Genomic DNA, 24,945 nt, shown 5'->3' on the forward strand with positions numbered 1-24,945 from the left:
ATTCTAAGAGTGTTTAAGCGGTTTTCGATTTAAGAAAGGGGTAATAAGTCTATTTACTTTACCTGAGAAAAATAATGGGTAAAGCAATAATGCGGTTAACCAGCAGATCGTTAGGGTGGCTAAGTCATGGGAGATAAAGTGAGCACCGCGTAGCTGCTGCACAGCGCCGAATAAAAGACCTAAACAGAGGATGCCGCCTAATATAAGCCACTTCCATTGAGGACAGTACTTTAAGGCCAAGAAATAGAGCCCGAACCACGCATAGCCAGCAGATGCATGCCCAGCTGGAAAGCACTGAGCATCAGGCATCCATTCAGGACGGGCATGAAAATATGAGATAAACGGTAGTTTTCCGCCGTAATTCACTAAATCCCAAGGACAGTCTATTTGGCTAAAGTGTTTACCTGTAGTGATGAGCAGAGCGGATAGGGTTGTTGATAAAAGTAGATAAACGATGGCTTTCCTGAAGGGTAAAAGCTGAGGTACAAAAAACGATGATATTAAGCTTATAAACACGATTAATAATAGCGATATCATCAGATTACGTGCGTCAGTATGTAAAACGGTTGAGAAAAACCAATGGTCTTTGTAGAGCCACTGCCTGCCTTCCAGTATATAAACATAGTTAGCTAACGATATATCTAACTGCCAGTAGGCTATTGCAGAAAATAATAAGATTGAGCACAACAGTGGTAAGCCTAAATGTTTGTACCAAAAGTGGTTATTCATTATCTGCCTGCAATTTTCTGAACGTTTCTGCATTTAGAAAATATATCTAACGCTTTATTTTTTGAGGTGGTTTGAATATCCATAAAACCTAAAATTGAGTGGAATAAATTGTCGTGAGACAGCTTGCTGCTCGCTTGTTTACTGAGACATTCATTATTGATATTGAATTGCGCTTTGTATGCTTCCGATAACCATAAGATCAATGGCACATGCGTTTGCTCTTCGGGGGCAATAAAATAGGGCAGTCCGTGTAGATAAAGATTGCTTTCACCTAGTGATTCTCCGTGATCGGAAACATACAGCATTGCAGTGATATATTGATCGTTGTGCTGTTTTAAAAAGTTGATCACTTTAGCGAGGAAGTGATCGGTATAAAGGATTGTATTGTCATAAGCATTAATGACTTGTTGTTGGCTGCATGATTGTAAATCGGAACCTTCGCATACAGGCGTAAACTGTTCATATTTTTTAGGGTAGCGATGTGCATAGGATGGGCCGTGGCTGCCGTGTTGATGAAGCACTATCATAGTGTTTTCATCTGTACTGTTAAGGTACAAAGAAAGATTATTTAGCATCATCTCATCAAAACACTCCCCTGCATTACAATCCGCCTCTAATCTATATTCCTTTTGAGTTTGTTGGTGGATACGTTCACAAACACCTTTACAGCCAGAGTTATTATCACGCCAAAGTACATTGATGCCTGCATGGGAAAGTACATCTAAAACATTTTCGCGGGATTGAGCGGTCGCATTATCAAACTTATTACGTGGTATATCAGAAAACATACAGGGAACAGATACGGCGGTATTGGTACCGCATGAATAGGTCTGTGAGAAATTAATAATATTTTCTTTAGATAATTCAGGATTTGTTTCGCGCCCGTAGTGGTTTAAAGAAAAGTTCATCGCTCTTGCTGTTTCTCCGACCACGACCACAGTCACTACTTTTTTTGTTGCACTGTTGAGTAGTGGACCAGAGGATGCATCCAATCCGATTGTTTGTAGGGAACGATTATTTAAATCATAGGCACCGGATAAATATCGACTACCGTAATACAGATAACTGGTGGGAATAATTAAGTTTCGGATCTCGCGGTGGGTGCGAAAAACAGAAGAGAAGTCTTTATAGGCTAAGAGTATCACAGCGGTTAATAGCAAAACGGATAACAGAATATTAATTAGTTTATGTTTTAGCCCTGTACTGATGCTGGTAGGTTTTATGCGTATAAGTGTAATGAGCGTTGCGGGTATGGCTCCAAAAAACAGCAGGTTGATAAGAAAATGAAAATTGATCAGTTCAACGACTTCTGCGCTATCTGTTTCCATCAAATTTTGCATCATACTCCGATCAAACATAATGCCGTAGTGGCTTGCAAAAAAGTTACAGCCTGTTGCGGATAGAATAATCAGTACGATGATCGGTTTTTGAATATATGAAACACTGATTAAAGTAAGAAGGATGTTAAAAATAAGAAAGATAAATAGGAAAAATGAGCCGTCAAATAAGAGTTGGTCTAAAACATTATCAAAGGGGGTTTTAAGGATAAGAGACCAGAGCGCGTCATTATAGAACAGGGTGAGTGTAGTAGCGGAGAGCAGCGTAAGAGTTGTTCTATGGATACTTGGTAAGGCGACCAATAACTGAGAAAGTGTTGCACGTTGCGTCATATCAGATCACTACAATGGCTGATTAAAGCGCGAAGGTTATCGTGAGTGATGTGAAAGAAACGTGAAATCTGTGCCTAATGCTTAAGCGAGCTATAAAAAAACCTCCTAGGTAGGAGGTTTATTTATAAAAGGGTTATAGCTCTGCGCTATCTAATACTCCTGTCCTGAGGCTAGGAGGCCAACCACCTCTTGGAAGCTACTGACGCGTTTGGATATATCAACGGAGATATTCAAGCGGCGTGCAATATCACTGCTGGAGATCACACCACGAATAGAATGGTTTGAAGTATCAACAACAAGGATATGGGGTGTACCTTCATGTTTCAGTGTTTGTAATAAGTTGCCTATTTTAGCGGATTGAATTTCTGATAAAGGAATAGCTTTTAGTTGGGCGCGTGGAGTCATTACATCTCGAATAGAGATATCCTGGCGTTTGATACCTGCGGTTGTTGCTACACTCAGGGCTGATCGGCTTTCCAGATCTGCAAGTGTAAGGAAGCCTTTAAAGTTTTCATCAGAATCGATAACTAATACTGACCGTACATGCACTTTACGCATCATATGGCGAGCATCATCTATAGATACATCTAGCTCCATTGATAGCGGCTGGACATGTGAGAAGTCAGTTAAAATAGTTATAGCGGGTGTTTCTAAGGTGTATTCAGTTAGCTCTTCAGGGCGCATAACAAGATCTGACGCTTCTAAAAATACTGTATTCAGTTCGTTGTAATTTTTCATTGTGAAATCCTCGCCAATAGTGGCAGCACAAAAAAAGATAAAAAGCTTAAAAGTATTTGTACTAGCTGTATTGTGGTGGGGCTTGTGGCAAGGGTTTAAGCCATTTTTTGTGACTTAGGTTATGGTTTTGTGTTAGGTCTGCTTTTTGTAGTGGCGGAAATGGCGTATGTAGCAGCGTTGAATGGATAACGGTGAAGTCATCATAATCATTATCAATAGCTGTAAAGGAAAGTGCAGACGATTGAAGATTGGTTTCGGATGATAGAATTAAATGGGATAGGGGGGATGTGGAAGGAATGCTGGATAGCTGGAAAACGATAATGAATAAAAATAACAATAGTCCCCGCACACCATAGGTGAGGTTTCTTTTATGATGGCATATAGAAAATCTAGCTATCTTATTCATAAACCTAGTCTAGACTAACTTGATATTAATAAGCTAAAAAAATATTCCATCTCAATAAAATAGTTCAGGTACTACGTAATACTACGTAGGATAACTAAGTATTCATAGCTAATCGCTTGCGCAGTAATCCTAATGGGAGAGTGGACTCTTCTATGTAATACTGTTTAGGCTGAATCATCGATTCTTAGCCGATTGATTCTTAGCAGATTGTGCTATTTGTGGTCGTAGTGGTGTTGGGCAGGAGATCCTCTTACCATTACGACCAATCTTTTTGACGGTTTTTCAAACGCAGTTATATAGCTAGAGGGCGATAATAAAAATGTTCAAAATGACTTATAAAAAAACCTTGATCACTGCAGCAGCGTGTACAGCTGTATTGGCCATGCCTGCAATGGCGGCTGATAAAGTTTACAAGTTGAAACTTGCCGAAACTTGGCCAACGAATTTCCCAATATTTGGCGATGCGCCAAAGAATATGGCTGATTTAGCAAATAAGATGTCTAACGGCCGCTTACAAATTACTATTGATTCTAAGAATAAGCATAAAGCGCCTTTCGGTGTTTTTGACATGGTACGTTCTGGACAGTATGACATGGGTCACTCCGCGTCTTATTACTGGAAAGGTAAAGTGCCAAATACCCTTTACTTTACTACTATGCCTTTTGGTATGACTGCGCCTGAACAGTACGGCTGGTTCTATCATGGTGGTGGTCAGGAACTAATGGATGAGGTTTATGGTAAATATAACCTTATGTCCTTCCCTGGTGGTAACACCGGTAACCAGATGGGCGGTTGGTTCCAGAAAGAGATTAATTCATTAGAAGACCTACAAGGTCTGAAAATGCGTATCCCAGGTTTCGCAGGTGAAGTACTAGCTAAGCTAGGCGCAAAACCTACGAATATTCCACCAGGTGAGTTATATACAGCGCTTGAACGCCGTACAATTGACGCGCTTGAGTGGGTAGGCCCATCACTTGATCTACGTATGGGTTTCCACAAAATTGCACCGTTCTATTATACGGGTTGGCATGAACCTGCTACAGAGTTGCAGTTCCTTATCAACAAAAAAGCATACGCAAGGTTACCAGCTGATCTACAACAGATCCTGAAAACGGCTATGCGTACTGCAGCGTATGATATGTACATTCAGTCTTACCATGCATCTGCAGAGAACTGGGCTAGCATGAAATCTGAGTTCCCAAATATTCAGGTTAAAACTTTCCCGCCAGAAGTTATCGCAGCAATGCGTAAAGCAAATGATGAATTGCTTGCAGAGAAAGCAGCGGCTGATCCATTAGCTAAGAAAATCTTAGAATCACAGTCTTCATACATGGCTAAAGCCCGTGTGTGGACTAATATCTCTGATAAAGCTTACTTGAACAGTTTGTCTGACTAAGCGTATCTCTAATAAGGCCTGTTGAAGGGGCAGGTCTTATTTAATTACGTTGTTCCACAGGGTGACTAATTATTTAGTTACCCTTTATTATCTAAAGTTAAAGAACCTCCGTTGGTATTTTGAGTGTTGTCCCTATTCAGGGTGCCATTATCTATTTTTTCTTGGAGCTAGCATGTTTCTATTGAGACTGGAGCAGGTGATCAACAGCTTTTCAGAGCTGATGGGTAAGATCTCTGCAGTCCTATTTGTGTTAATGCTATTCAATGTCTTTATCGATGTTGTTATGCGCTATGTTTTTAATGATGTTTCTATAGGGATGCAGGAGATGGAGTGGCACCTTTACGCTGCTGTCTTTCTTTTAGGCGTACCTTATACATTAAAGGCCGGCGGACATGTACGTGTGGATCTTATTTATGAAGGCCTCAGTGCAAAGACTAAAGCTATAATTGACATGTTAGGTTGCTTGATACTGTTATTTCCTTTCTGCGCGTTAGTGGGCTGGTATGGTGTTGATTTTGCGCGTGAGGCATTTGAGCTGGGCGAGACATCGGGTGATCCTGGTGGCCTACCTTATCGCTGGCTTATTAAATCTGTAATTCCTTTTGCTTTCTTCGCTATGTTAATTAGCGGTGTGGGTCTATTCCTTAAATCTTTAAACGTTTACCTAGGTAATAGCCAGGCAGACGATTATCAACCCCCACAACATTAAGAGGCCTTAGTAATGATTGGTATTGTCATGTTCGCGGTGGCGCTGCTTATGCTGCTTGTCGGCTTCCCAGTTGCTTTTACTTTTGGTGGCGTTGCTTTGCTTTTCGGTGTCTTTGCCGAAGGCGCAGAAATGTTCGCTTTTATGCCATTCCGTATTCAGAGCATTATGGAAAATACGGTATTGATGGCGGTTCCTCTGTTTATTTTTATGGGGATTGTTTTACAAAAAACTCAATTGGCTGAGCAGTTGCTTGAGTCGATGGGTAAGCTTTTTGGTGGGGTGCGCGGCGGCTTAGCGATCTCTACTGTATTAGTCGGTGCGCTTTTAGCCGCATCTACAGGTGTTGTAGGTGCATCGGTTGTGGCGATGGGGTTGATCTCCTTGCCTGTTATGCTGAAGTATAAATACGACAAATCTCTAGCCTGCGGAACTATTTGTGCGTCAGGTACTTTAGGTCAGATTATTCCACCGTCGATCATTCTAATTATCTTAGGTGACGTACTTGGTATTCCTGTTGGTGATCTATTTAAAGCCGCAGTGGGGCCTGGTCTAATGTTGATCGGTATCTACGTTGTTTATATCTTGATTTATAGTTATTTGAAGCCAGAAGCTGCTCCAGCTCTGCCTTTAGATGATGATGTGAAGAACAAACGCGAGCAATATACTAAAGCGTTGATCGCTATTATTCCGCCGCTAGCATTAATTTTGATCGTTCTTGGCTCTATCTTTGCTGGTATTGCTACACCAACAGAATCTTCTGCACTAGGTGGTGTTGGTGCGATTGTTCTGGCTGCACTTTACCGTCAGTTTAGCTGGAAAATGGTTTTAGACTCAGCTAAAGAAACCGTTAAAGTGACGGCGATGGTGTTTGCTATATTATTGGGCGCTACCGCGTTCTCTATGGCATTTACCTATACAGGCGGTGATTACATTGTAGAAGAGATCTTATCTGATCTGCCGGGTGGTGCGACAGGCTTCTTGATTCTATCTATGCTGGCTATTTTGGTATTAGGTTTCTTTATCGACTTTGTAGAGATCAGTTTTATTATTGTACCAATTCTTGCGCCTGTGGCGGATGCTTTTGGTATAGCGCCGGTTTGGTTTGCGATTTTGATTGCGATGAACCTACAGACTAGTTTCTTAACGCCTCCATTTGGATTTAGTCTATTTTATCTTAAAGGGGTTGCACCGCCGCAAGTCACTACAATAGATATTTACCGAGGTGTGATGCCGTTTATCATAATGCAGGTAGCTGTTGTTGTTTCAATACTTCTATTCCCTGCTTTCTACGGGCTTTCCTAAAGATAGCTGGTGTATTGGCGGTTGTATTGCTATGGGCTAGTAATAGCCCATTTTATAATCCATTCCCATGTTCAGCTCTGTTATATGAGCTGATTAATTGCCTCGTTTTACGGGGCATTTTTTTATCTAATTTTTGTGTTTGATTTGAGAGGTAGGGCTTAGCATATTACTATGCAGGCTTTAATCACTTAATGATGCTTAGGAATATAGGTAGATGTGGGTAGAGAGAATAAAGAACGGTATTGTACTGTGCTGTTGTTTCCTGATTACTACGCTGGTGCACGCAGAAGATAAAGTTTATCGTTTAAAGTTGGCCGAAACATGGGGCACGAATACCCCTATATTAAGTGAAACTTCCCGCCACATGGTGCAATTGGCTGAGGTTATGTCCAATGGCCGGCTGAAGATAAGAATTGATTCCAGTAATAAACATAAAGCCCCCTTTGGTGTATTCGATATGGTCCGAGCGGGTCAGTATGATATTGGCCATACGGCTTCATATTATTGGAAAGGTAAGGTGCCTAATACCCTTTATTTTACAACTATGCCTTTTGGAATGACTGCACCTGAACAGTATGCTTGGTTCTACTTTGACGAGGGCCAATCGTTAATGAACGAGGTTTATGCGCCCTTTGGGATGTACTCTTTTCCTGGTGGGAACACGGGAGTACAGATGGGTGGCTGGTTCCAGAAAGAGATTAATTCGCTTGAAGATGTACAGGGGCTAAAAATACGTATTCCGGGTTTTGCCGGAGAGATCTGGGCCAAGTTAGGTGCTAAGCCGGTCAATATTGCGCCTGGTGATTTATATACCTCATTAGAGCGACGTACAATTGATGCTGTTGAGTGGGTTGGACCGTCGCTTGATCTGAGAATGGGGTTCCATAAAATTGCGCCTTTCTATTATACAGGTTGGCATGAGCCTGCGAGTGAGTTGCAGTTCTTAGTCAATCAAAAGTCATTCTCTCGATTGCCTAAGGATCTCCAGCAGATATTAAAAACTGCGATGCGCTTGGCTGCTTATGATATGTATATTAATACTCAGCATGAATCGGCAGCTAACTGGTCAAGTATGAAAAGTGAGTACCCGGATATTCAGATTAAGTCGTTTCCTACGGACGTTATTAAGGCGATGCAAAAAGAGAATAATGAACTGTTAGCTGAGCATGCAGGAAAGGATCCGTTAGCGAAACGTATTCAGGACTCTCAAGCAGCCTATATGGCTAAAGCACGGGCATGGACTGAAATATCGGATAAGGCTTATTTAAATAGTTTATCTAATTAGTAGTTTTCCGGTTAATTCACAATCAATTGAAGCTGGAATAAGTTGAAGGCTCTAGCTCTTTAAGCTTGTTTTGGCTTCTTTTTTGGGCTTTGTATGTCTTATATAAAGCTACTGTTCTTTCTTGTCTCTCCCCTTAGCTTCTTTCTGATCGTCTTAAGATTACCTATATCTCATATATGGAAATCAATGGGTTATAGGATTTTTTTCCATATTTGTACCTGATCCTTTAAGAGATCTAGGTTGGTTTTTCTCACTCAAATTTGAGAAAAGCTGTTTTATCAAAGCTAGCTGTAAGTCGAATAAAAAAATGGCTAGATTTTTAAAAAAGGAATTTTTCCTATAACACCCAATTTATTTATGAATATATGATCGGACACATAAATTTTTAGATGGTGCGGGGAAGGTAAGAGCTATAGGTAGCAGTAGGTGTGCATAGCTATCAACTCAGTTTTGATAAATTACTTTTTCACAAAGGCTTGGGAATATTTCCCGAGCCGATTGGGAGAAAAGAATATTCGAAAGTTTGTAAGGCTTCTTCCTAAATACAATGTTTTTACTTAGCGCTCATCTTTACTATGAAAAATCATAAAAAGCCAGATGTATAAGCCCGTTCTTTGTAGGCGTACAGAATTTAAAAAAATAAAGGTTGGAGCTGTGCTGTGCAAGCTGATCATAAAACCGCTGAGTTGGCTAAAAAGAAGTTACTTGAGCTATTCGATGATGTGTTAAGTCACGATGGCTTTGGCGAAATACGTGTTGAAACGAAAATTCTTAAACGTCAGCAAAAAGAAGTTATTTTGCATTGTGGTAAGCAATACCGCTTTGTTGTTGATGTGTAAAAAATAGATATGAGATAAGAGTGCAATGAGGGTTTGCATCTTCTAAAAATAAAAATAGAAATCCAAAAGTCTGTACGAGACAGATGCGGTAAATGTATTGAGAAAAAAGATGAATACTAAAAAAATAAAAAATACGATAGCTAAATTTAAGAAAGCTGACTTATCCCAAGTTAAAGACGCAGATTTGCGTAGTAAGGGTGAAAAATTACAAGCGAAGCAGGGCGGTTTTACCTTGCTTGAGCTTTTGGTCGTAGTGGCAATCTTGGCCATTATCGCCGGTGCAGTTATCTCCTCTCTTGATGGTAAAGAGGAAGGCGCTGCCCAAGCAACTGCTGTTCATACCATGGCAACTTTAGAGAGTGGTATGAAGGTATTCAAAACTACCGAGAAACGTTTGCTACCGGATGAGCTGGAGTCACTGATCTGTATTGATAATATGGCAGTGGATGCTGATGGCTTAAGTGCAACGCTGGGTGCAGGAACCGCGACGGGTGCAATTCTTCTTAGTAACAGTGGTGATAACTCAAATGTGTCCCGTGTAAACGGTGGTCTTACCGGTGACATTGCAGATAAGTTAGAAGTTATTGGTGTCGATGTGGCTGATCCTGTCTGGGATAATATGGCTGATGCTGGCCTTACCGGCCTGCGTTACGCGACGCTGGCTGTTTGTGATGGCGTTGTTACAGCTGGTGCCATTGCAACCGGTGTTGATGATGTTGCGCTAGTTGATATTACTAAACCCAATCTTATTTTTCGTGACCCTTTGATTGATGGAACGGAATGGGAATACGGAGCGGGTGCTTTAGTTGATTTTAATAACGCAGCTTCTGGAGCAGTTGCTCCTATCGCATTTTTTGATGAGCCTGCAGAGATTGGTGGTGATGAGGGTGACGTCGTTGCTGTCTTTGGTATCGGTCCAGATTCTAGCCTGATTAATAACATCATAGGTCGTGCACCAAGTGACGGTAATGTTGGTCCAGATAAGTATGGGCACTTCTCTATAGCAGTTAAAGTCGCAGAGTGTACTGCTGGTACAGCAGAGTTTGGGGATACTGATTGTGATGCATCTGACGAATGGACTGTAGATGAGTCAGCTGAAATTCTAGCAGTGCTGGATGCTGGCGGCGATGCTTACGATGACGAAATTGCCGAAGCAAAAGGTAATGAAGAAGAGTAATCACTCCTGATGTTGGCAGGGGGGGGAGCCCTCCTGCCTTTTTTCTTATTTAATTGGGTAGCTAGGTTACTTAGATATTGATTAAAAAATTAACAGAAAAACTGACTAGTTAGCTCTAGTCATCATTATAAAAACAATAAAAATGATGTGGTAGTAAATGTATTTTGTAGACAGATGTACAAGCTGTGGTGTATCAGACCGTTTTTCTAAAAGTGTCAAGGACGATGCTTTTAGGAAAGCGGTTTTCCGTTATCAGTCGGGTTTTACCTTATTAGAGATGTTAGTTGTTGCGGCGCTGCTGTTAGTCATCGCCGGTGGTGTTGTCACGTCGTTTCGTGATGTGGGCTCTGATGCCACAGAGCAAGCGGCACGTTACCAGATGCAACAACTGGGTGACGCTATTGATGCTTACTATACCGATACCGATTTTATCCCTTCCCGTGACACCCCTGCTGACCTTTCTTTCCTTTTTATTAAGCCAGCCTCAGCCGCAGACTGGAGTATTGATTATCGCCGCGGTTGGCGCGGACCTTATTTAAGTGGCCATAAATATCTTTATGTAGATATAGGTGATGATTTGGCGGCCAATGGAACCAGCGTCGATGATAGCAGCAGTGCAGGTGAACCTAACCTAATTGCTTCAGGTGGTGACGTCATCGAGTCGGTTATTGCTATTGCGGACCCGTTTGATCATTACCCAGTAGATAATGGTGTTAGTCGCAGCCGTGATGGATGTTATACATCAGACTGTCTATTTGAATGGCGTAAAATTGAGGATGATGATAGTTCTCGGCTAGATCGCTTTGGCCGACCTTATCTGGCTATAGACCTTGAGCTTTTACAGGACAATACCATTAAACCAGGAGCTGCTCGTTTGGTGAGTTTGGGTTCTAATGGTGTGTATGAGCCCAACAGCTGTGATTACGCTGAAACAGATGACGAGGAAGACGATTATTGCAGTAAAGATCTACTATGTAGCAGTAGCGGGGATGATATTGTCTTATGTCTACGTTAATGCCCACTTTATCGATTCTCAACGATCGATGTTGCACACAGTTTAAGCAGCAAGGCTTTACCTTACTTGAATTAGTTTTAGTCATGCTCATTATCGGTTTAATCGCCAGTACCCCTTTAGCCTTTATTGATAACCAAGATAACCAGCTTCGTTATGATGAAACTTTAGCTAAAATGAAGCTCATTGAGCGGGCTGTTTATAATCAATCCACCTACCAAAACCAACCGCTTTTATCCGGCTTTGTTGTCGATAATGGCGTTTTACCGCCTACCAGTGGCACGCCGTCGCAAGACCCTTCTGAGCTATTTCCTTTAATTGGAAAAAATGATGTCTGGAATATGGATAGCGGCAATGACTGGAGTTCATGGCAAGCGACTGCTCCTTATCTGAAGTTGAGTGCTTCAGGTAGTTCTTTAGCATCTTCCTCATATGCTCAGCTAAAAGGTTATCGCGGTGCTTATTTACAAGAAGGTGTCGATAGTAATAACGAGTTTTTAGATGGTTGGGGTGTAGGTTTTGAAGTGAGCAGCACAGCGATTGGTGATTACCAATTTAATTTTAAAGGGGATGATGGCTTACATCCTTCACCTTTCAATATATCCGTCTCTGGTGCAGTTTCGAGTTTAGATTGGCAGGTACCTTTGAATCAGCTTGATATTCAAGTAACGAATTACAGTGCAAACCCTCAGAAAGTTGCGCTAGCTGTTTTTAAAAATAAAGCAGTTTCCACCCCAGCAGAGCGTTGGACGACCTATTATTTCTCAGTAGCTGCGGCTTCTGGGGGAGTACCTTCAATCGAAAGGTCTCGCTTGTTTACCTCATCAGAGTGGATGGAAAGTGGTGCTAGTGTCACGCCTTCAAGTACTTATATTCCCGCAGGGCAGCATGCTGTTTTTGTGATTGATGACGCTAATGACATTACAGGCTATGACCATCTCTTAGTTATCCCGCGTTCTACGCAACCATCTTTACAGTTCGAGGTTGATTAATGTTGTCTTTCCTTCATAAAAAAACAGCGGGAAAAGGAATTCTTGTTCTTAAAGTCAACGGTTTTGATTTAAAAGCGACAGTTATTAATGGGAGTCGTGATGAATTAAAAGTAACAGTTTCTGTTACCTCTCATAAGGTTGAGCCTATTGCTGCTTTAGGTGATGTCTTTGAGCAGTTGCAAAATGTATTAGGTAAAAATATGCCTAATACAGTGCTATTACTGCATGTTAGCGCGATCTCCGGTTTGGTTGAGGTGACCGAGAGTTTTGAATCTGAAGATAAAGGCAATCTTCTGGAGATGCTGCGTTGGGAGATGGAAGGCATTGTTGCAACTCAATCGCCAAATTGGGACTTAGGTTGGTTGCTGATGGGGCGCGGTTATATAAATGCTGAGCAGCGCGAGGCACTAACAACTTTGGTGGCTGAAGAAAAGAATATGGCGGCACAGCCGAGTGGGCGAGGTCCGATGCGGTATGGTGAGGTTGCTCTTCGTGAACAGATGGTATCCAAAGAGCAGATTTCAGAATGCTTACATATTCAACAGCAGTTGCAGTTATCTGATCAACGCTTACTCACTCAATGGCGGCCTCAATTAGAAAAAGCGTCTGATTCAGCGGGGATGCTGGATGGGAGCGATGCAGTCAAAAAATATTTATGTACTTCTATGCCTATTGCCCAGCATCAACAATGGTTGGAAGCTGTCAAAAAAATAAGTGGTTCAGCTAATGTACCTCGTCTTAATTTAAGACAGGTTTATCCTTTTGCTGGCTCGACAGTACCTTTAGTGGGTGAGAGTGATGAAACCATTCTGCTAACTGAATTTCATCAAGCTTATATCTATTGTGCGGTACTTTCTAATGGCCGTGTATTAGATGCTGCCATGATTAAGTGTTCTAACCAGCCGGTAGATATCTCAGCGGTGGCCGACCTTATAGGCAATGGGGCTTTTGTTGATATAGCACGTTGGTTTGTTGCTGATTTTAATCATGCTTATTCAGAGCAGATCTCATATCTTGAAACTGTTTTGGCGCTTACACCAGAGTCGTTAGTCAGTCGTACGCAACTTAATGATGAGGCGCTGTTATGTGAACTTGGTGTTGCCCAACACTTTTTGGGGGCATCACCACTCTTATTAGCTCCACTAGCGGGTATGCCGCCGCCAGATCCTTTTTATCGCAGTAAAAACTTTAAAGTCTTTATGGGAGTGTTAACTGTCCCACTTTTTATTGCTGCTTATGAGGGCTATTACCATTGGACGCTTGAGAATATTAAGCGGGAGTTGATTACAAAAGAGGAGCAGTTGAATCGACTTAAAGAGTCTAAAAAAGAGCAGCGTAAAGAATCTCAAGAAGCGGGAAAAAATATCCAGTTATTTGAGGCAAAACAGAAAGATCTGACTCAGCTCCAATCTGAAAAGCAGTTGGTAGAACAAGTTATTGTTAAACGGCAGGCATTTATGGCGCGTTTATTACCCGTACTGTCTGAAAGTATTAATGATGGGGTCGTGCTGGAAACACTTAAAGAAACTAAGTGGTATGAGTTCTCTTTGACAGGAAAAGCGGTAGATCAAGCTAGTATTGATGACTTTAACCAAGTGCTATCTATCAGTTTAGAGGCGCTGCATATGTATGTAGCTAAAAGCCCTAGTAACTTTAGTGGTGATACGGCTTTGATGCAAAACGGTGTTTATGCTTTTGAGTTTTTGCTTAAACATCAGGAGGCAGAATAATGTCGTTGTTTGAGACTATGGCGCCACGGGAAAAATTGTTGTTACTGGTTTTAGGATTGACCTTGGTTCTAGGTGGCTACTTTTTTACCCGGGGATCAGATCTAAATACACAAGTTTTGATTTTAGATGAGCAGTTGCAATCGGCTAAAGACAAAATATCCCGAGAACAAAAGAGGGATAAGAAAATTGTTATACCTGAATTAAACGGTAAGCAGATTAAATCTAAAGATATTAAAAAATTGGATCTGCTCGTTGAGGAAGAAAAAGCACTCTTGTCAGGGTTTGGGCATGTATTTGTTGACCTACGCGATAAAACAAAAGTTGCTCAATTGGTAGGCGAGGTGAACCGTAATGCGAAAGAAAGCAACTTGCAGCTGCTCTCTAAAGTTCAAAGCGAAGCGAACCTCATTCAGTTTGTTTCTACAAAAACGAAGAAGGTCTCTGCTTCATCTCTGAATAGGCCCCTGTATGACCTGCATTTACAGGGTGGATATAGTGCATTGCATGGTTTTATTCAAAGACTCTCTAAATTGGAATACTCAGTTGTTCCGATCAAAGTACAGATTAGCCGAACTGACCGCACAGCATTGGGTGGCGGGCATGTATTAGATATTCAGATTACGTTGGCATTGTGATGAATAGTCATTTTTATAAACAACAATTTGAAGATCTTTTGGCGTCTATGTTGGCACTCGGTGCCTCTGATATGCATGGCTCTGTAGATGTTTATCCGGTTTTTCGTATACAGGGAGAGTTACTCGAACAGAACCAGTTGGCTGTTTTAGAAAAAGGGACGCTGAAAGGGATGGCAGAGGCGCTTTTATCAGCAGAGCAGTTTGAGCATTTAACAACTCAACGTAGTTGTGACTTAGGTTATAGCAACGGGGTGGGTGAGCGTTTTCGGTTGAATTTTTATTTCGAGCGAGGAGGTTTAGCATTTGCGGTACGTGCATTAAATAATGCTTTTTGTACTTTCGAAGAGTTACGACTTCCCGCGCAACTAGAGGCTATTGCCGGCCAAAAGGATGGTCTAGTGCTTGTAACGGGTACTACAGGTAGTGGTAAATCTACAACCTTAGCGAGCATGATTAATAAGATTAATGAAGAGCGAGCCTGCCATATTCTGACGATTGAGGACCCGATAGAGTTTGTTCATCCGAATAAACGTTCGGTCGTCCATCAGCGAGAGGTCGGTGAGGATGTATTGAGCTTTGCTGATGCTATTCGCAGTGCTATGCGAGAAGATCCTGACGTTATGCTGTTAGGCGAAATGCGAGATCTTGAAACTATGCACGCGGCAATTACTGCTGCGGAAACCGGACATCTTGTGTTTGCGACACTGCATACTAATGATGCGGTGGGTGTTATAGATCGTCTTGTAGGTATGTTCCCTGGGAATCTGCAAAATACCGTTCGTCAGCAACTTTCCATGAGTTTACGTGCTGTAGTCACACAAATATTAGTACCCTCCGCAGATGGCTCTGGTCGTGTACCTGTGAATGAAATCCTGATGGTTAACGGTGCAGTGTCGAATCTGATCCGTGAGAAAAACTCTGCACAGATTCGTTCAGTGATGGAAACAGGTCGCTCACAAGGTAATCAAACCCTTGAATATGCTTTAGCTCTGCGCGTTAAAGATAAGCTAATTACTTATGAAAAAGCGCTGCAGTTAACCTATAGAAAAGAGCAGTTTGAAAACGCGCTCAAGGTTTTAAATAGGTAGGCTTATGGCGATTCGAGGAAAAGGTCTGCTTGAGGCAGCATTAAATCAAGGTCTTATAACCCCTGAGCAGCAAACAGAGGCGCGTTTAAATGCACGTCGTTTTCAGTTGGATGAGGTGACTGCACTTTGCTATCAGCAGCGCTTATCTCTAAGTAGCTTTTATCACGCTTATGCCAGCGAACAGGGATTACTTTTTGTTCGTTCATCGCAGGTTCGTATTAATAAGAAACAGCTGAATTTAGTGCCTCAAAGTCTTGTTCGTCAGTGGCGTATTTTACCTATTGAGGTTGCATCTAATGATGATGAGGCGATATATGTTGTTACTGACTCGCCTGAAAACCCTGCACTGGAGAAGCAAGTACAACGGATTTTTAAAACCGATATTAAGCTCTGTGTAACCGATCCGGAAACCTTCGAAAGCTGCTTACGTATAGATCTAGAGATACACACCCCTGAAGTAGGGTTTGATGCGGTGGAATCATTTAAGCAGCTATTAAATTCTGCCTATATGCACCGCGCTTCGGATATACATATTGAGCCTCAGGCGGAATCTTATTTGATTCGTTTTAGGGTTGATGGACGTTTACAGCAGTATGGTAAGCGTTTTTCGCTAGCTGAAGGCAGCTCTTTGGTTAGTCGTATTAAAGTAATGTCCCATCTGGATATTGCGGAAACGCGCATGCCTCAAGATGGCGGCGCTGATTATGTAACACCTTCCAATATAGAGTTTGAAATGAGGGTGGCGACTGCGCCAACCAAGCATGGGGAAAGGGTTACACTGCGACTATTAGGGACAGATAATCAGCTCTTGACCTTAACCCAACTGGGTATGTCATCTGAAACCTTACGCCAGTTTAGTCGTGTTATTGCGCAACCCCATGGCATCGTTCTTATTACAGGGCCGACCGGTAGTGGTAAATCAACAACACTCTATGCCGCGCTTACTCAGTTAAAGTCCGAAAGTACGAATATTCTTACGGCTGAAGATCCTGTGGAGATGGTTGTAGAGGGTGTTTCGCAAGTACAGATGAATGCCAAAGTAAATTTCGCCTCGGCGCTACGTAGTTTTCTGCGTCATGATCCTGATGTGATTATGGTGGGGGAGATACGTGATCCAGAAACGGCTGAAATTGCACTTAAAGCAGCGACTACAGGTCATATGGTTTTATCTACTTTGCACACCAACTCGGCGATTGCCAGTGTAACAAGGCTTAAAAATATTGGCTTAGAGCCGTTTATGATCGCTTCTAGTTTACAGGGAGTCGTGGCCCAGCGCTTGGCGAGAAGGCTTTGCCAGCATTGTAAGTTAGAGATGGAGGCCGACTTAGCTGAGTTAGATGCTTTAGGTATAGAGGAAACAGACCAGGTGGTGATGCTTTCTCATCCTCAGGGCTGTTCTCTCTGTGATGGCACAGGTTTTAAAGGTAGGATCGCGCTGTTTGAAACCTTGTGGGTGGATGATCTCCTTCGTGAGTTAATTACCCAGGGTGCTGACGAACAACAGTTACGTAAGCATGCGCAATACTATGTCAGCCTAGCCCATGATGGCTGTGAGAAAGTGATTCAGGGGTTAACTACATTAGATGAGCTGAAGCATTTAGGTTTAGTGCATAGGTTAGTGGAGGAGGGTAGATGAAGTTCTCCTACAACGGTATTAGCACATCGGGCGATGCTCGCAGTGGCACTATTTCGGCGGTCGACCATGATGCGGCAATCGCCAAACTGCAGAATAAAGGTATCTATATTACCGATATTCATGAAAGTACATCTAAAAACGAGAAGAATAAGCCGAATGTTGGTTTATTGGATGAGATCAGTGCGCTTCTACCGATTAAAAATTCACAAAAAATATTTTTCTTTAGGCAGTTTGCGTTAATGCTTCGCTCTGGGCTTTCGGTGACTGAAGGGCTCAATATATTAAGGGGAATACAGCGGGGAGGAATGCTTCGGATCATTGATGATATGAATGATCAAATTAGCGCAGGCCGATCCTTCTCCCAAGCGATGGAAAAGCATGAAGCTATATTTACGCCTTTAGCCTTGCATATGATTCGCAGCGCAGAAGCTAGTGGTGAATTAGAACCAGCGTTAGTACGTATCGCGAGTTTTATGGAGCGTCAGGCGGAGATTAAAAGCCAATTAATTTCCACCATGACCTACCCTGCGGTTGTGCTGTTTATGACGGTGGGTGTGTTTATCTTCTTGATGTCTACTGTCATACCTAAATTTGCTGCTTTCTTTGCAAAAACGGGTCGCGTTCCGCCACCGGAGATGCTGCAGATGATGGGTATTTCTAATTTTATTCATCAATATTGGTGGCTGATTATCGTTTGCATTATTGCCATCTTAGTTTCCATTTTTATTACCTATAGGCAGCCCAAAGGGCGTTTGTTTCTAGACCTGATTCTTCTGAAGATGCCGCTTATAGGCAAGATGATTTCAGCTAGCTCAATGTCGCAGATTACTTGGGGGCTAACCAGTATGTTGCAAAGTGGCATATCTGTTGTGCAGTCGTTACAGATTATTAGCTCTTTGATTAATAACAAAATGATTGCTCGGGATATATCTCAAGCAGCAGAGGATATTTTGTGTGGCGATGATATGGGGAAAAGCTTTCGTAAACCTCATATTGAAGGGCTTATTCAAGAGATGACGCTGGTGGGTGAACGTACCGGGAATATGGTACAGGTGATGCAAGATGCAGGTAGTTTTTATGAGGAGCGGGTGCGTTCAATTACAAAAGCGTTGGCCGCTGCGATGGAGCCTATATCAATTCTGATGATCGGTGGGATTGTCGGATATGTCTACTATGGCTTCTTTAAATCAATGTTTGCTGTATCGGGTTAGGTGTTTTATGAATCGGATTTTTTTATTAATTATGTTGGTTGTTTTTAATACCGCGCATGCAGAGGAAATCTTGGTGATGCGTGACCCTTTTAGTGAGCCACAAATACTTAAAAATACAGAGGAGGCTGGTGGTATTAATGGGGTGCTGAGTACCTTTGGTCGTGGTTTCAGACGTATGCCTGATGACGTGAAGGTGCCGGTGCTGTTGTTTAAAGGTTATGTAGATAGGGGAAAAAGCCTCCCACCTATGGCATTGATCGAAGTCGCAGGGGATCGTGTTCACATGGTGACGGTAGGGGATGAGATTAATATTGATCCAACCAACCCTAGGCATGCAATAAGAATAACAAAGATTTCAAGGTTAAGTCTCACTATTGAGGCGGGTACTTTGGGGCAGATGAAGGTGCTTCGCTAATGGGTAATATCAAGATAATAATCAGTACTGTACTGCTTGCCGTGACTTTAAATGCTTCGGCGGCGGCTAAAATTTCTGAGATAGAGTTTTCTGAAACACGTTTAGGCGATGTGGTTAGGGTGCTATCTGAATTATCACAGTCCAATATTATAGCGACTCCGAGTGCGATTAATAAAAGCATTACTATACATCTTAAAAATGTTTCAGAGATTGATGCGATTAAATCGATCTGCCGCATTAGTGATCTGTGGTACCGCTATGATGAGGATACTCATACCTATCGAATCATGGGAAGAGAAGAATATACGCGCGATCTAGTTGTACGAGAGAGTCAACGGATTGAGGTGTTTAGATTACGTAATGCGAATGTGCAAATTGTTGCCCAAGCGATTGAAGATCTTTATGGCGATCGTGTTGAGTTATCTTTAGGTATTGAAGCAGGGCAGTCCACATCCACATCGAGCCGAAGCAGCAGTCGTTCAAGTAGTACATCCGGTCGTTCTTCAAGTCGTTCTTCAAGCAATTTGTCACAGCAGCGCTATGGTAGCAACGGTAATGCTGATACCTCTGAATTTTCAGTAGCGCAGATCGAGCAGCTTGCACGGGAAAGCAGCAATAGCAGCGTTATGCCGTTAGATCCTAATAAAATACAGGCGGTCACCTTACAGCCTCAGCCTATCTATGTGACGGTGAATAACGAGCATAATATGATTATTGCGCGAACTGATGATGATAAGGTACTTGCCTCCATCGCTAGTTTGGTTAAGCAGATGGATATTCCTGTTCCGCAAGTGATGCTGGAGATGAAAATTCTTAGTATCTCCTTAGGTGAAGATTTTAACTCTATTTTTAATTTTGAATTGGCCCCTTTTGGTAGTAATGATTCACTAACACCAACCTCATTTGGTAATAATGGCCTCTTAAATTCAGGCTCATTCCTTTACGAATATCTGAATGATCGTTTACGCGCTAACATTGAGTTTCTTGAAGAAAATAAGCGTTTAAAAGTATTGTCCAATCCGATGGTATTGGCGTCTAACCATCGCGAGGCTGACCTCTTTATTGGTGAAGAGAGCATTATGACGCGTGGTTTTACGTTTAACCCAGCTACCATCGATAGCGGTGTTGTTATTTCCCCTGCTTATATTGAGACGCAAACTGAGCTTAGAGAGATTGGTATCTCATTAAAGATCACGCCACGTATCAACTCAGATGGATCTGTCCTGTTGGATTTAGAACAAGAAAGTTCAACCTTGAATCCCGGTGGTGGGACTGTTCCTGTGACTGATGGCACAGGTAATGTAGTTAATCTCTCTATAGATACAATTAATACCTCCCGCCTAAGAGGTATAGTCGCGGCTCAAAACGGGTTGACCGTTGCAGTAGGTGGCTTAATTCGATCCACAGTTTCAAACAACGAACGTAAAGTTCCCTTTTTAGGCGATGTGCCGGTTTTAGGTGCTGCTTTTCGCAGTACGATTGAACAGGAAGAGGAAACTGAAATGGTGCTGTTAATTACACCGCGTATTTTGAATACACCGTCTAGCAGCCAAGAGTTAGAAAACAGTAATAATCGTTTTTATCAACAACATAATCAGGGGTTTCCTGACTTAGAGAAACCAGAACCGCGTTTTTTTAAGGAAGAAAATAAAGCATTGAATAACCGAGCTCAACAACCGGAAGTTCAGCCTGTTCAGCAACTGCCGTCAAAGTCATCAAAAGGTACAAATGCAACACAGGGGTGGTGGGATTCTGCGGATCAAGTTATGTTTGATGCAGGTTAAGAACTGATTTTAAAAAAGCGAGTGACAGGACGCCACTCGCTTTTTGTTTAAACCGGCCAATCTACTTATGCCGCGTTGCGTTTTGTATGTCCACCGGTCATATGCTGTACTTCGTTACCGGTTAGACCATCGCCGGCTAAAGTGTAGGCTTTACCAAACCCTTTAACGTATCGGCCTCCTGTGGGGATTAATTTAAACAGCTTAAAGTCAGACAGTTGGCTAAGTTTATTAATTCGATCCCCGTGACGTTTAGCTAAGGTATTGATGCCGAAGCTCCATTCTTGGCTGTCGTATGAGAGAAGTTCAGCTTTTATGGAGTAATTAACACGCTTACGTGCAAACAACTCTTTGGCGCTGTCTTCATCCTGAATAATCATCACAGCCGCAACGGAGTTTTCTTGCAGATTGGTCGCATGTACGGCCATTTCACTCAGTAACACGTATAAACAATCATCGCCAATTGCGAAGGGGGAATATGAGGCATAAGGCTCGCCATTTTTTCCTACAGTCGCTAACTGTAAGCTTCGACGGCTATTGATAAATGTTAAGACTTCTTCTTGTACACGGGTTTGCAATAAATCGTTGCTCATGGAAAATTCCTAATCTTTTTTTAAGCTAAACTGCTGTTTTATTTGTTTAAAACGAGAGACTTGGTCGGCTATTAATTCACCATCCTCTGTTCGTCCTAAAAATACTTTGAAAATGTTGCTATCGTCTTTATCTTGGAAATTGAAGGCGTAACTTTCCTGACCTCGATGAGGCTTATCTTGGAAGTTTATATGGTGAATGCTGTTTAGGTTTATATGTCCATGAAAGCCAGGAACGGGGCCTGTTAGGTTGTAGTAACCATGGCCAATTTCACCCTTTGGAAATACACCTTTAAATTCAAATACAGACCCAGCATGTAAAATAATAGTCGTGGTGTTACCCCAAGTTGCTAGCTCCCTCAACAGGGCTTCAGCTTGATCGCCAGGGAGTTGTGTATTTAGGGACTGAGTGTCTTCTTTATTCATTAGTTTTTATGCTCTAAGTTGGAAATTAACAGAGCGATTCAAAGGAGAGTCGCTCTGTTAATTAAATGCCTTTATTTAGAACTTATATGTGGCGGCTAAAGATACTTCGCGACCCGCTTCATAAATTTCAGCCCATGCGCGACGGTAATATTCATCCGTTGCATTATTAACCGTGAGGTTTATGGTCAAATCTTTGAGAGCTGCTGGCTGCCAAGCGGCGTAGAGGTCAGTGATAGTGTAGTCATCATAAACATCACCTGTAGATAAGTTCTGTTCTTCAGCATGTAGGACTCGTACACCTGCTTTTAGCTGATCATTCAGGAAGCTGGAACTTAGGTCTGCAGACCAAGTATCGGCTGGGATGTTGTTGAGTGCGTCACCTGTTGCTAGGTCTTTACCTCGGGTTTGTCCGTAACCTAATGCCAAATTGACATTGTTTTGGCTATATACAGCACTCACTTCAAATCCGTGCAGTTTTGCTTTATCAACGTTTTCCCAATAAGTGTTACCGGGGAATGGATTCATCGATACGGTCTGCTCAATAAAGTCATCTACACGGTTTTCAAAGATGGATGTTTTTAATGTCCAAGCGTTATTGATCTTTAACTTAGCCAGTAATTCGGTATTGGCTGCTTTTTCAGCTTTCAAATCAGAGTTAGGTATAAAGGTATTACACATACCTGGCCCCATACAGAAGTGAGTGCCTGTACTGTAAAGCTCCTCAGCTGTTGGCGCTCGGAAGGCTCTATCATGTCGAAGGGTGAGTTCTAGGTTATCAGTTGTTTTCCAGACCAGTGCAGCAGAAGGGGACAGCTCATTATCTGAGCGGCTATCATCTAAGTTGTTAGCTGTAACTGAAAAGTAGTCGTAACGGGCGCCTAATTCTACAGACCATTTATCTGATAGAGGGATAATACCTTGGGCAAAAGCGCCCCAGATATCAATGTCTGCATCAGGAGGTGTTGGACGGTCGGCGCCACTACGTTCAGCGGAAAAATTACTATGTGAACCATCAACCCCATAAAGCAGTGTGATATCACCAAACTGTGACAGGTTGTTAAGGTTTAAGCCGTATGTGTCTTTTTCAGTGTTATCTATACGCCCATCACTCACACGAGACTCATCAACATCGACACTATTCCAGTAAGCCATTATCTGTGCATTGAGTAGTGGTGATTCTGTATTGATTCTATAGTCAGCAGATAGGCTGTTGTTAACTTGATCTTTGTCGATAAGAAAAACGCTGCTGCCGTTGACTTGGGATGCTCCATTAGAAGGAACTCCACCTTCAACCGTTGCGTGGCGCGCATTAAAAGCGATGGATTGATCCTCGTTAATTTGCCATTCAATCTTAGCTAAAGCACCTTGATCTTCTGAAGCCGAGTCTTCTAACGGCTCGCCGTTACCCATTTCGATATTATTAGAATCGCGACCATAACCACTAATTAACCAATCGACGGAGTCTGTACGACCCGCGACAACGGCTGTTGTCGTTAATTGGTCATTGTTGAAGTTAAAACTGCTTTTGATTAGGCCGCCTACATCTGCATCGCCCTCTAAAATATCTGCTGCGTCAATGGTGCTTTGTGCAACTACACCCCCTAAAGCGCCAGATCCCCAAAGAGTACTTGCCGGCCCTTTAACGACTTCAACTGACTTCAGTATTATTGGATCTAAAAAGTAGCTGGCTCGATGACCAGATTCAAAATCTTGTCTAACACCATCAACGGTTTGCAATACTCGATTGTCACCTAAACCTCGTATGTTAATAGTCTGGAAGCCAGGGCGAGAGCCACCATCGATTAATATATTAGGTTCATTCGCTAGGACTTCAGCGACCGACTGCGGTTGAATGCTATCGATTGTTTCCTTATCAACAACGGTGATTGGACGTGAAACCTCATCAGATTTTTGTTCCATTCGGGTTGCGCTGACAACTACTTCACCGACATTAAAGACTAGGCTGTTATCAACAGCATCGGCCATTGCTGGAGCTGAAATAATACTACTGATGAGCACCGCTAAAGGTTTAGGTTTCATGAATTCCCCTATTACGTCAATGAGAATTGAGTTTTCTAGCTTGCTGCATATAGCGTTATCAGCAATGGCTAGCTCGTTAAATTTGGAGTTTTTTCTATCTCTCTAGGTCCTGATTGAGGGGATGCTACTATTTAATAAACATAATGTAAATGATAATGACTTGTATTTGCATTAGGTTTTGTCCTGTTTTATTATGGCGGTCATTATTAGTCTTAAAGAATCATCGGGCGCTTTTTTGCGCAAAGGTTATAGGGTTAGGTAACGGGTATTTATGACTCAGTTGGTTAAGAGAAAATGGGGTTTACTTGGCTGGCGAGTGCTATTCATTAGTGCACTTATTTTGCTGCAAGAGTGGGCTTTCGCTGCGTTGGCAAAACCGAGCTTTATGGATGAGGCCTCGGGGAAAGGTAGTCAGCTATCGCTCGCGATCTCGTTTAGTCGGCCACAGCCTGAACCTACTCAGGGGAAAACAGTTAACTCTTTGCCTGCTCAAGAGGCATTAAGGCATACAGAGCCTAAGCCTGAGACAACAGCGGATAGACCTGTACCTAAAGAAGAGGTCACTAAGGCGCTTGTAGTCGCAAATAAAGTTACAAAGAAAACAAGCAAACCGGCTATTACACAGCCAGTATCGAAAGAGGTTTTAAAGCCATCCTCCGTTCTCAAAAATAAGAGTGAAGCGCTAGCCAGTACCTCAGTGGCTAAGGTGGAACCGAGTATTAAGCAGGTAAATCCTGATGCTAAAACGGTTGAACCATCATCGGTACAGACTAATTCAGATACTCAATCCCTCACAGACCTAGAGGCTAATCCTCCCCATCGGAGCACAAGTGATCAGATGGAAGTGAGCGAGCAAATTATTACTAAGCCTGTTTTTGCGGCACAGCCTAAGCCGCCTCGCTACCCAGCGGTTGCGCGTAAGCGAGGTCAAGAAGGCACTGTTTGGTTAGATATTTGGTTGGATGAAAAAGGTAACAAGTCAAAGCTGGAGGTTACTCAGAGTTCAGGTTTGGCTTTGTTAGATAAGTCAGCTTTAAAAGCTGTGTCCGAGTGGAAGTTCAAACCTTATGAAAGGAACGGTATCCGCATCGCTTCACGTGTCAGGATTCCAGTTGTTTTTTCGCTTAACTGATCGTTT

Annotated in this window: 23 protein-coding genes; 16 read left to right on the forward strand and 7 right to left on the reverse strand. The window is 42.3% G+C overall.

Going from position 1 to position 24,945, the window contains the following annotated elements:
- Nucleotides 1-3: 3 nt before the first annotated feature.
- The 4 genes from Q4492_RS06730 to Q4492_RS06745 all read right to left on the reverse strand — a co-directional run bounded on the left by Q4492_RS06730 (nt 4) and on the right by Q4492_RS06745 (nt 3,474).
- Entirely contained in the window at nt 4-729 is a 726-nt protein-coding gene (locus Q4492_RS06730; RefSeq protein WP_303416483.1) for a phosphatase PAP2 family protein, read from the reverse strand.
- Nucleotides 729-2,399 (reverse strand): phosphoethanolamine transferase, encoded by a 1,671-nt coding sequence (locus Q4492_RS06735; protein WP_303416484.1) that lies wholly within the window; start codon nt 2,397-2,399, stop codon nt 729-731. The genes Q4492_RS06730 and Q4492_RS06735 overlap by 1 nt, the downstream gene beginning before the upstream one ends.
- Nucleotides 2,400-2,549: 150 nt before the next feature.
- Nucleotides 2,550-3,137: a CBS domain-containing protein gene (locus tag Q4492_RS06740; protein ID WP_303416485.1), complete on the reverse strand. Its 588-nt coding sequence runs from the start codon at nt 3,135-3,137 to the stop codon at nt 2,550-2,552.
- Between the two features lie 61 nt (nt 3,138-3,198).
- On the reverse strand, nt 3,199-3,474 hold the full coding sequence (locus Q4492_RS06745) for a hypothetical protein (protein ID WP_303416486.1): 276 nt from the start codon (nt 3,472-3,474) through the stop codon (nt 3,199-3,201).
- 388 nt (nt 3,475-3,862) lie between these two features.
- Between Q4492_RS06745 and Q4492_RS06750 the strand changes: the two genes are divergently transcribed.
- The 15 genes from Q4492_RS06750 to Q4492_RS06820 all read left to right on the forward strand — a co-directional run bounded on the left by Q4492_RS06750 (nt 3,863) and on the right by Q4492_RS06820 (nt 20,754).
- On the forward strand, nt 3,863-4,939 hold the full coding sequence (locus Q4492_RS06750) for a TRAP transporter substrate-binding protein (RefSeq protein ID WP_303416487.1): 1,077 nt from the start codon (nt 3,863-3,865) through the stop codon (nt 4,937-4,939).
- 172 nt (nt 4,940-5,111) lie between these two features.
- Complete coding sequence (locus Q4492_RS06755; RefSeq protein WP_303416488.1) at nt 5,112-5,648, forward strand: TRAP transporter small permease subunit; 537 nt, start codon at nt 5,112-5,114, stop codon at nt 5,646-5,648.
- Between the two features lie 12 nt (nt 5,649-5,660).
- Nucleotides 5,661-6,950 (forward strand): TRAP transporter large permease subunit, encoded by a 1,290-nt coding sequence (locus tag Q4492_RS06760; RefSeq protein WP_303416489.1) that lies wholly within the window; start codon nt 5,661-5,663, stop codon nt 6,948-6,950.
- A gap of 214 nt (nt 6,951-7,164) precedes the next feature.
- Entirely contained in the window at nt 7,165-8,235 is a 1,071-nt protein-coding gene (locus Q4492_RS06765; protein ID WP_303416490.1) for a TRAP transporter substrate-binding protein, read from the forward strand.
- A gap of 659 nt (nt 8,236-8,894) precedes the next feature.
- Entirely contained in the window at nt 8,895-9,074 is a 180-nt protein-coding gene (locus tag Q4492_RS06770) for a hypothetical protein (RefSeq protein ID WP_303416491.1), read from the forward strand.
- Nucleotides 9,075-9,183: 109 nt separating this feature from the next.
- Complete coding sequence (locus tag Q4492_RS06775) at nt 9,184-10,251, forward strand: type II secretion system protein (protein WP_303416492.1); 1,068 nt, start codon at nt 9,184-9,186, stop codon at nt 10,249-10,251.
- A gap of 157 nt (nt 10,252-10,408) precedes the next feature.
- A complete protein-coding gene (locus Q4492_RS06780; protein WP_303416493.1) occupies nt 10,409-11,266 on the forward strand; it encodes a type II secretion system protein in 858 nt (285 codons plus the stop codon).
- Nucleotides 11,254-12,255 (forward strand): type II secretion system protein, encoded by a 1,002-nt coding sequence (locus Q4492_RS06785; protein ID WP_303416494.1) that lies wholly within the window; start codon nt 11,254-11,256, stop codon nt 12,253-12,255. Before Q4492_RS06780 ends, Q4492_RS06785 begins: the two co-directional genes overlap by 13 nt.
- A complete protein-coding gene (locus tag Q4492_RS06790) occupies nt 12,255-13,985 on the forward strand; it encodes a hypothetical protein (protein WP_303416495.1) in 1,731 nt (576 codons plus the stop codon). The genes Q4492_RS06785 and Q4492_RS06790 overlap by 1 nt, the downstream gene beginning before the upstream one ends.
- On the forward strand, nt 13,985-14,620 hold the full coding sequence (locus Q4492_RS06795) for a hypothetical protein (RefSeq protein WP_303416496.1): 636 nt from the start codon (nt 13,985-13,987) through the stop codon (nt 14,618-14,620). Before Q4492_RS06790 ends, Q4492_RS06795 begins: the two co-directional genes overlap by 1 nt.
- Nucleotides 14,620-15,708: a type IV pilus twitching motility protein PilT gene (locus Q4492_RS06800; protein ID WP_303416497.1), complete on the forward strand. Its 1,089-nt coding sequence runs from the start codon at nt 14,620-14,622 to the stop codon at nt 15,706-15,708. Before Q4492_RS06795 ends, Q4492_RS06800 begins: the two co-directional genes overlap by 1 nt.
- Before the next feature lie 4 nt (nt 15,709-15,712).
- Complete coding sequence (locus Q4492_RS06805; RefSeq protein ID WP_303416498.1) at nt 15,713-17,344, forward strand: GspE/PulE family protein; 1,632 nt, start codon at nt 15,713-15,715, stop codon at nt 17,342-17,344.
- The gene (locus tag Q4492_RS06810; protein ID WP_303416499.1) at nt 17,341-18,555 is read left to right on the forward strand and encodes a type II secretion system F family protein; all 1,215 of its coding nucleotides are present in this window, start codon (nt 17,341-17,343) and stop codon (nt 18,553-18,555) included. Before Q4492_RS06805 ends, Q4492_RS06810 begins: the two co-directional genes overlap by 4 nt.
- 7 nt (nt 18,556-18,562) lie before the next feature.
- Nucleotides 18,563-18,970, forward strand: a complete 408-nt coding sequence (locus Q4492_RS06815; protein ID WP_303416500.1) for a hypothetical protein — start codon at nt 18,563-18,565, stop codon at nt 18,968-18,970.
- Nucleotides 18,970-20,754: a type II secretion system protein GspD gene (locus tag Q4492_RS06820; protein WP_303416501.1), complete on the forward strand. Its 1,785-nt coding sequence runs from the start codon at nt 18,970-18,972 to the stop codon at nt 20,752-20,754. Before Q4492_RS06815 ends, Q4492_RS06820 begins: the two co-directional genes overlap by 1 nt.
- A 65-nt stretch (nt 20,755-20,819) precedes the next feature.
- On the opposite strand, the gene Q4492_RS06825 is transcribed toward Q4492_RS06820, so the two are convergent.
- The 3 genes from Q4492_RS06825 to Q4492_RS06835 all read right to left on the reverse strand — a co-directional run bounded on the left by Q4492_RS06825 (nt 20,820) and on the right by Q4492_RS06835 (nt 23,807).
- Nucleotides 20,820-21,344 carry a HugZ family protein gene (locus Q4492_RS06825; RefSeq protein WP_303416502.1) on the reverse strand — a complete coding sequence of 175 codons (525 nt, stop codon included), beginning with the start codon at nt 21,342-21,344 and terminating at the stop codon, nt 20,820-20,822.
- 9 nt (nt 21,345-21,353) lie between these two features.
- The gene (gene hutX / locus Q4492_RS06830; protein ID WP_303416503.1) at nt 21,354-21,767 is read right to left on the reverse strand and encodes a heme utilization cystosolic carrier protein HutX; all 414 of its coding nucleotides are present in this window, start codon (nt 21,765-21,767) and stop codon (nt 21,354-21,356) included.
- Between the two features lie 75 nt (nt 21,768-21,842).
- On the reverse strand, nt 21,843-23,807 hold the full coding sequence (locus Q4492_RS06835; RefSeq protein WP_303416504.1) for a TonB-dependent hemoglobin/transferrin/lactoferrin family receptor: 1,965 nt from the start codon (nt 23,805-23,807) through the stop codon (nt 21,843-21,845).
- Nucleotides 23,808-24,078: 271 nt separating this feature from the next.
- On the opposite strand from Q4492_RS06835, the gene Q4492_RS06840 reads away from it, so the two are divergent.
- Complete coding sequence (locus Q4492_RS06840; RefSeq protein WP_303416505.1) at nt 24,079-24,939, forward strand: energy transducer TonB; 861 nt, start codon at nt 24,079-24,081, stop codon at nt 24,937-24,939.
- Nucleotides 24,940-24,945: the final 6 nt, after the last annotated feature.

This window comes from Neptuniibacter sp. 1_MG-2023 (assembly GCF_030547185.1).
Classification (GTDB): Bacteria; Pseudomonadota; Gammaproteobacteria; order Pseudomonadales; family Balneatricaceae; genus Neptuniibacter.

Excerpts from the sequence above, each read along its gene's own strand:
- Q4492_RS06775 (WP_303416492.1), top strand. The coding sequence starts at position 9,184 with ATGAATACTAAAAAAATAAAAAATACGATAGCTAAATTTAAGAAAGCT.
- Q4492_RS06800 (WP_303416497.1), top strand. The coding sequence starts at position 14,620 with ATGAATAGTCATTTTTATAAACAACAATTTGAAGATCTTTTGGCGTCT.
- Q4492_RS06815 (WP_303416500.1), top strand. The coding sequence starts at position 18,563 with ATGAATCGGATTTTTTTATTAATTATGTTGGTTGTTTTTAATACCGCG.
- Q4492_RS06730 (WP_303416483.1), bottom strand. The coding sequence starts at position 729 with ATGAATAACCACTTTTGGTACAAACATTTAGGCTTACCACTGTTGTGC.
- Q4492_RS06780 (WP_303416493.1), top strand. The coding sequence starts at position 10,409 with ATGTATTTTGTAGACAGATGTACAAGCTGTGGTGTATCAGACCGTTTT.
- Q4492_RS06790 (WP_303416495.1), top strand. The coding sequence starts at position 12,255 with ATGTTGTCTTTCCTTCATAAAAAAACAGCGGGAAAAGGAATTCTTGTT.
- Q4492_RS06840 (WP_303416505.1), top strand. The coding sequence starts at position 24,079 with ATGACTCAGTTGGTTAAGAGAAAATGGGGTTTACTTGGCTGGCGAGTG.
- Q4492_RS06810 (WP_303416499.1), top strand. The coding sequence starts at position 17,341 with ATGAAGTTCTCCTACAACGGTATTAGCACATCGGGCGATGCTCGCAGT.
- Q4492_RS06760 (WP_303416489.1), top strand. The coding sequence starts at position 5,661 with ATGATTGGTATTGTCATGTTCGCGGTGGCGCTGCTTATGCTGCTTGTC.
- Q4492_RS06795 (WP_303416496.1), top strand. The coding sequence starts at position 13,985 with ATGTCGTTGTTTGAGACTATGGCGCCACGGGAAAAATTGTTGTTACTG.
- Q4492_RS06740 (WP_303416485.1), bottom strand. The coding sequence starts at position 3,137 with ATGAAAAATTACAACGAACTGAATACAGTATTTTTAGAAGCGTCAGAT.
- Q4492_RS06785 (WP_303416494.1), top strand. The coding sequence starts at position 11,254 with ATGTCTACGTTAATGCCCACTTTATCGATTCTCAACGATCGATGTTGC.
- Q4492_RS06735 (WP_303416484.1), bottom strand. The coding sequence starts at position 2,399 with ATGACGCAACGTGCAACACTTTCTCAGTTATTGGTCGCCTTACCAAGT.
- Q4492_RS06835 (WP_303416504.1), bottom strand. The coding sequence starts at position 23,807 with ATGAAACCTAAACCTTTAGCGGTGCTCATCAGTAGTATTATTTCAGCT.
- Q4492_RS06820 (WP_303416501.1), top strand. The coding sequence starts at position 18,970 with ATGGGTAATATCAAGATAATAATCAGTACTGTACTGCTTGCCGTGACT.
- hutX (WP_303416503.1), bottom strand. The coding sequence starts at position 21,767 with ATGAATAAAGAAGACACTCAGTCCCTAAATACACAACTCCCTGGCGAT.
- Q4492_RS06765 (WP_303416490.1), top strand. The coding sequence starts at position 7,165 with ATGTGGGTAGAGAGAATAAAGAACGGTATTGTACTGTGCTGTTGTTTC.
- Q4492_RS06805 (WP_303416498.1), top strand. The coding sequence starts at position 15,713 with ATGGCGATTCGAGGAAAAGGTCTGCTTGAGGCAGCATTAAATCAAGGT.
- Q4492_RS06755 (WP_303416488.1), top strand. The coding sequence starts at position 5,112 with ATGTTTCTATTGAGACTGGAGCAGGTGATCAACAGCTTTTCAGAGCTG.
- Q4492_RS06750 (WP_303416487.1), top strand. The coding sequence starts at position 3,863 with ATGTTCAAAATGACTTATAAAAAAACCTTGATCACTGCAGCAGCGTGT.
- Q4492_RS06825 (WP_303416502.1), bottom strand. The coding sequence starts at position 21,344 with ATGAGCAACGATTTATTGCAAACCCGTGTACAAGAAGAAGTCTTAACA.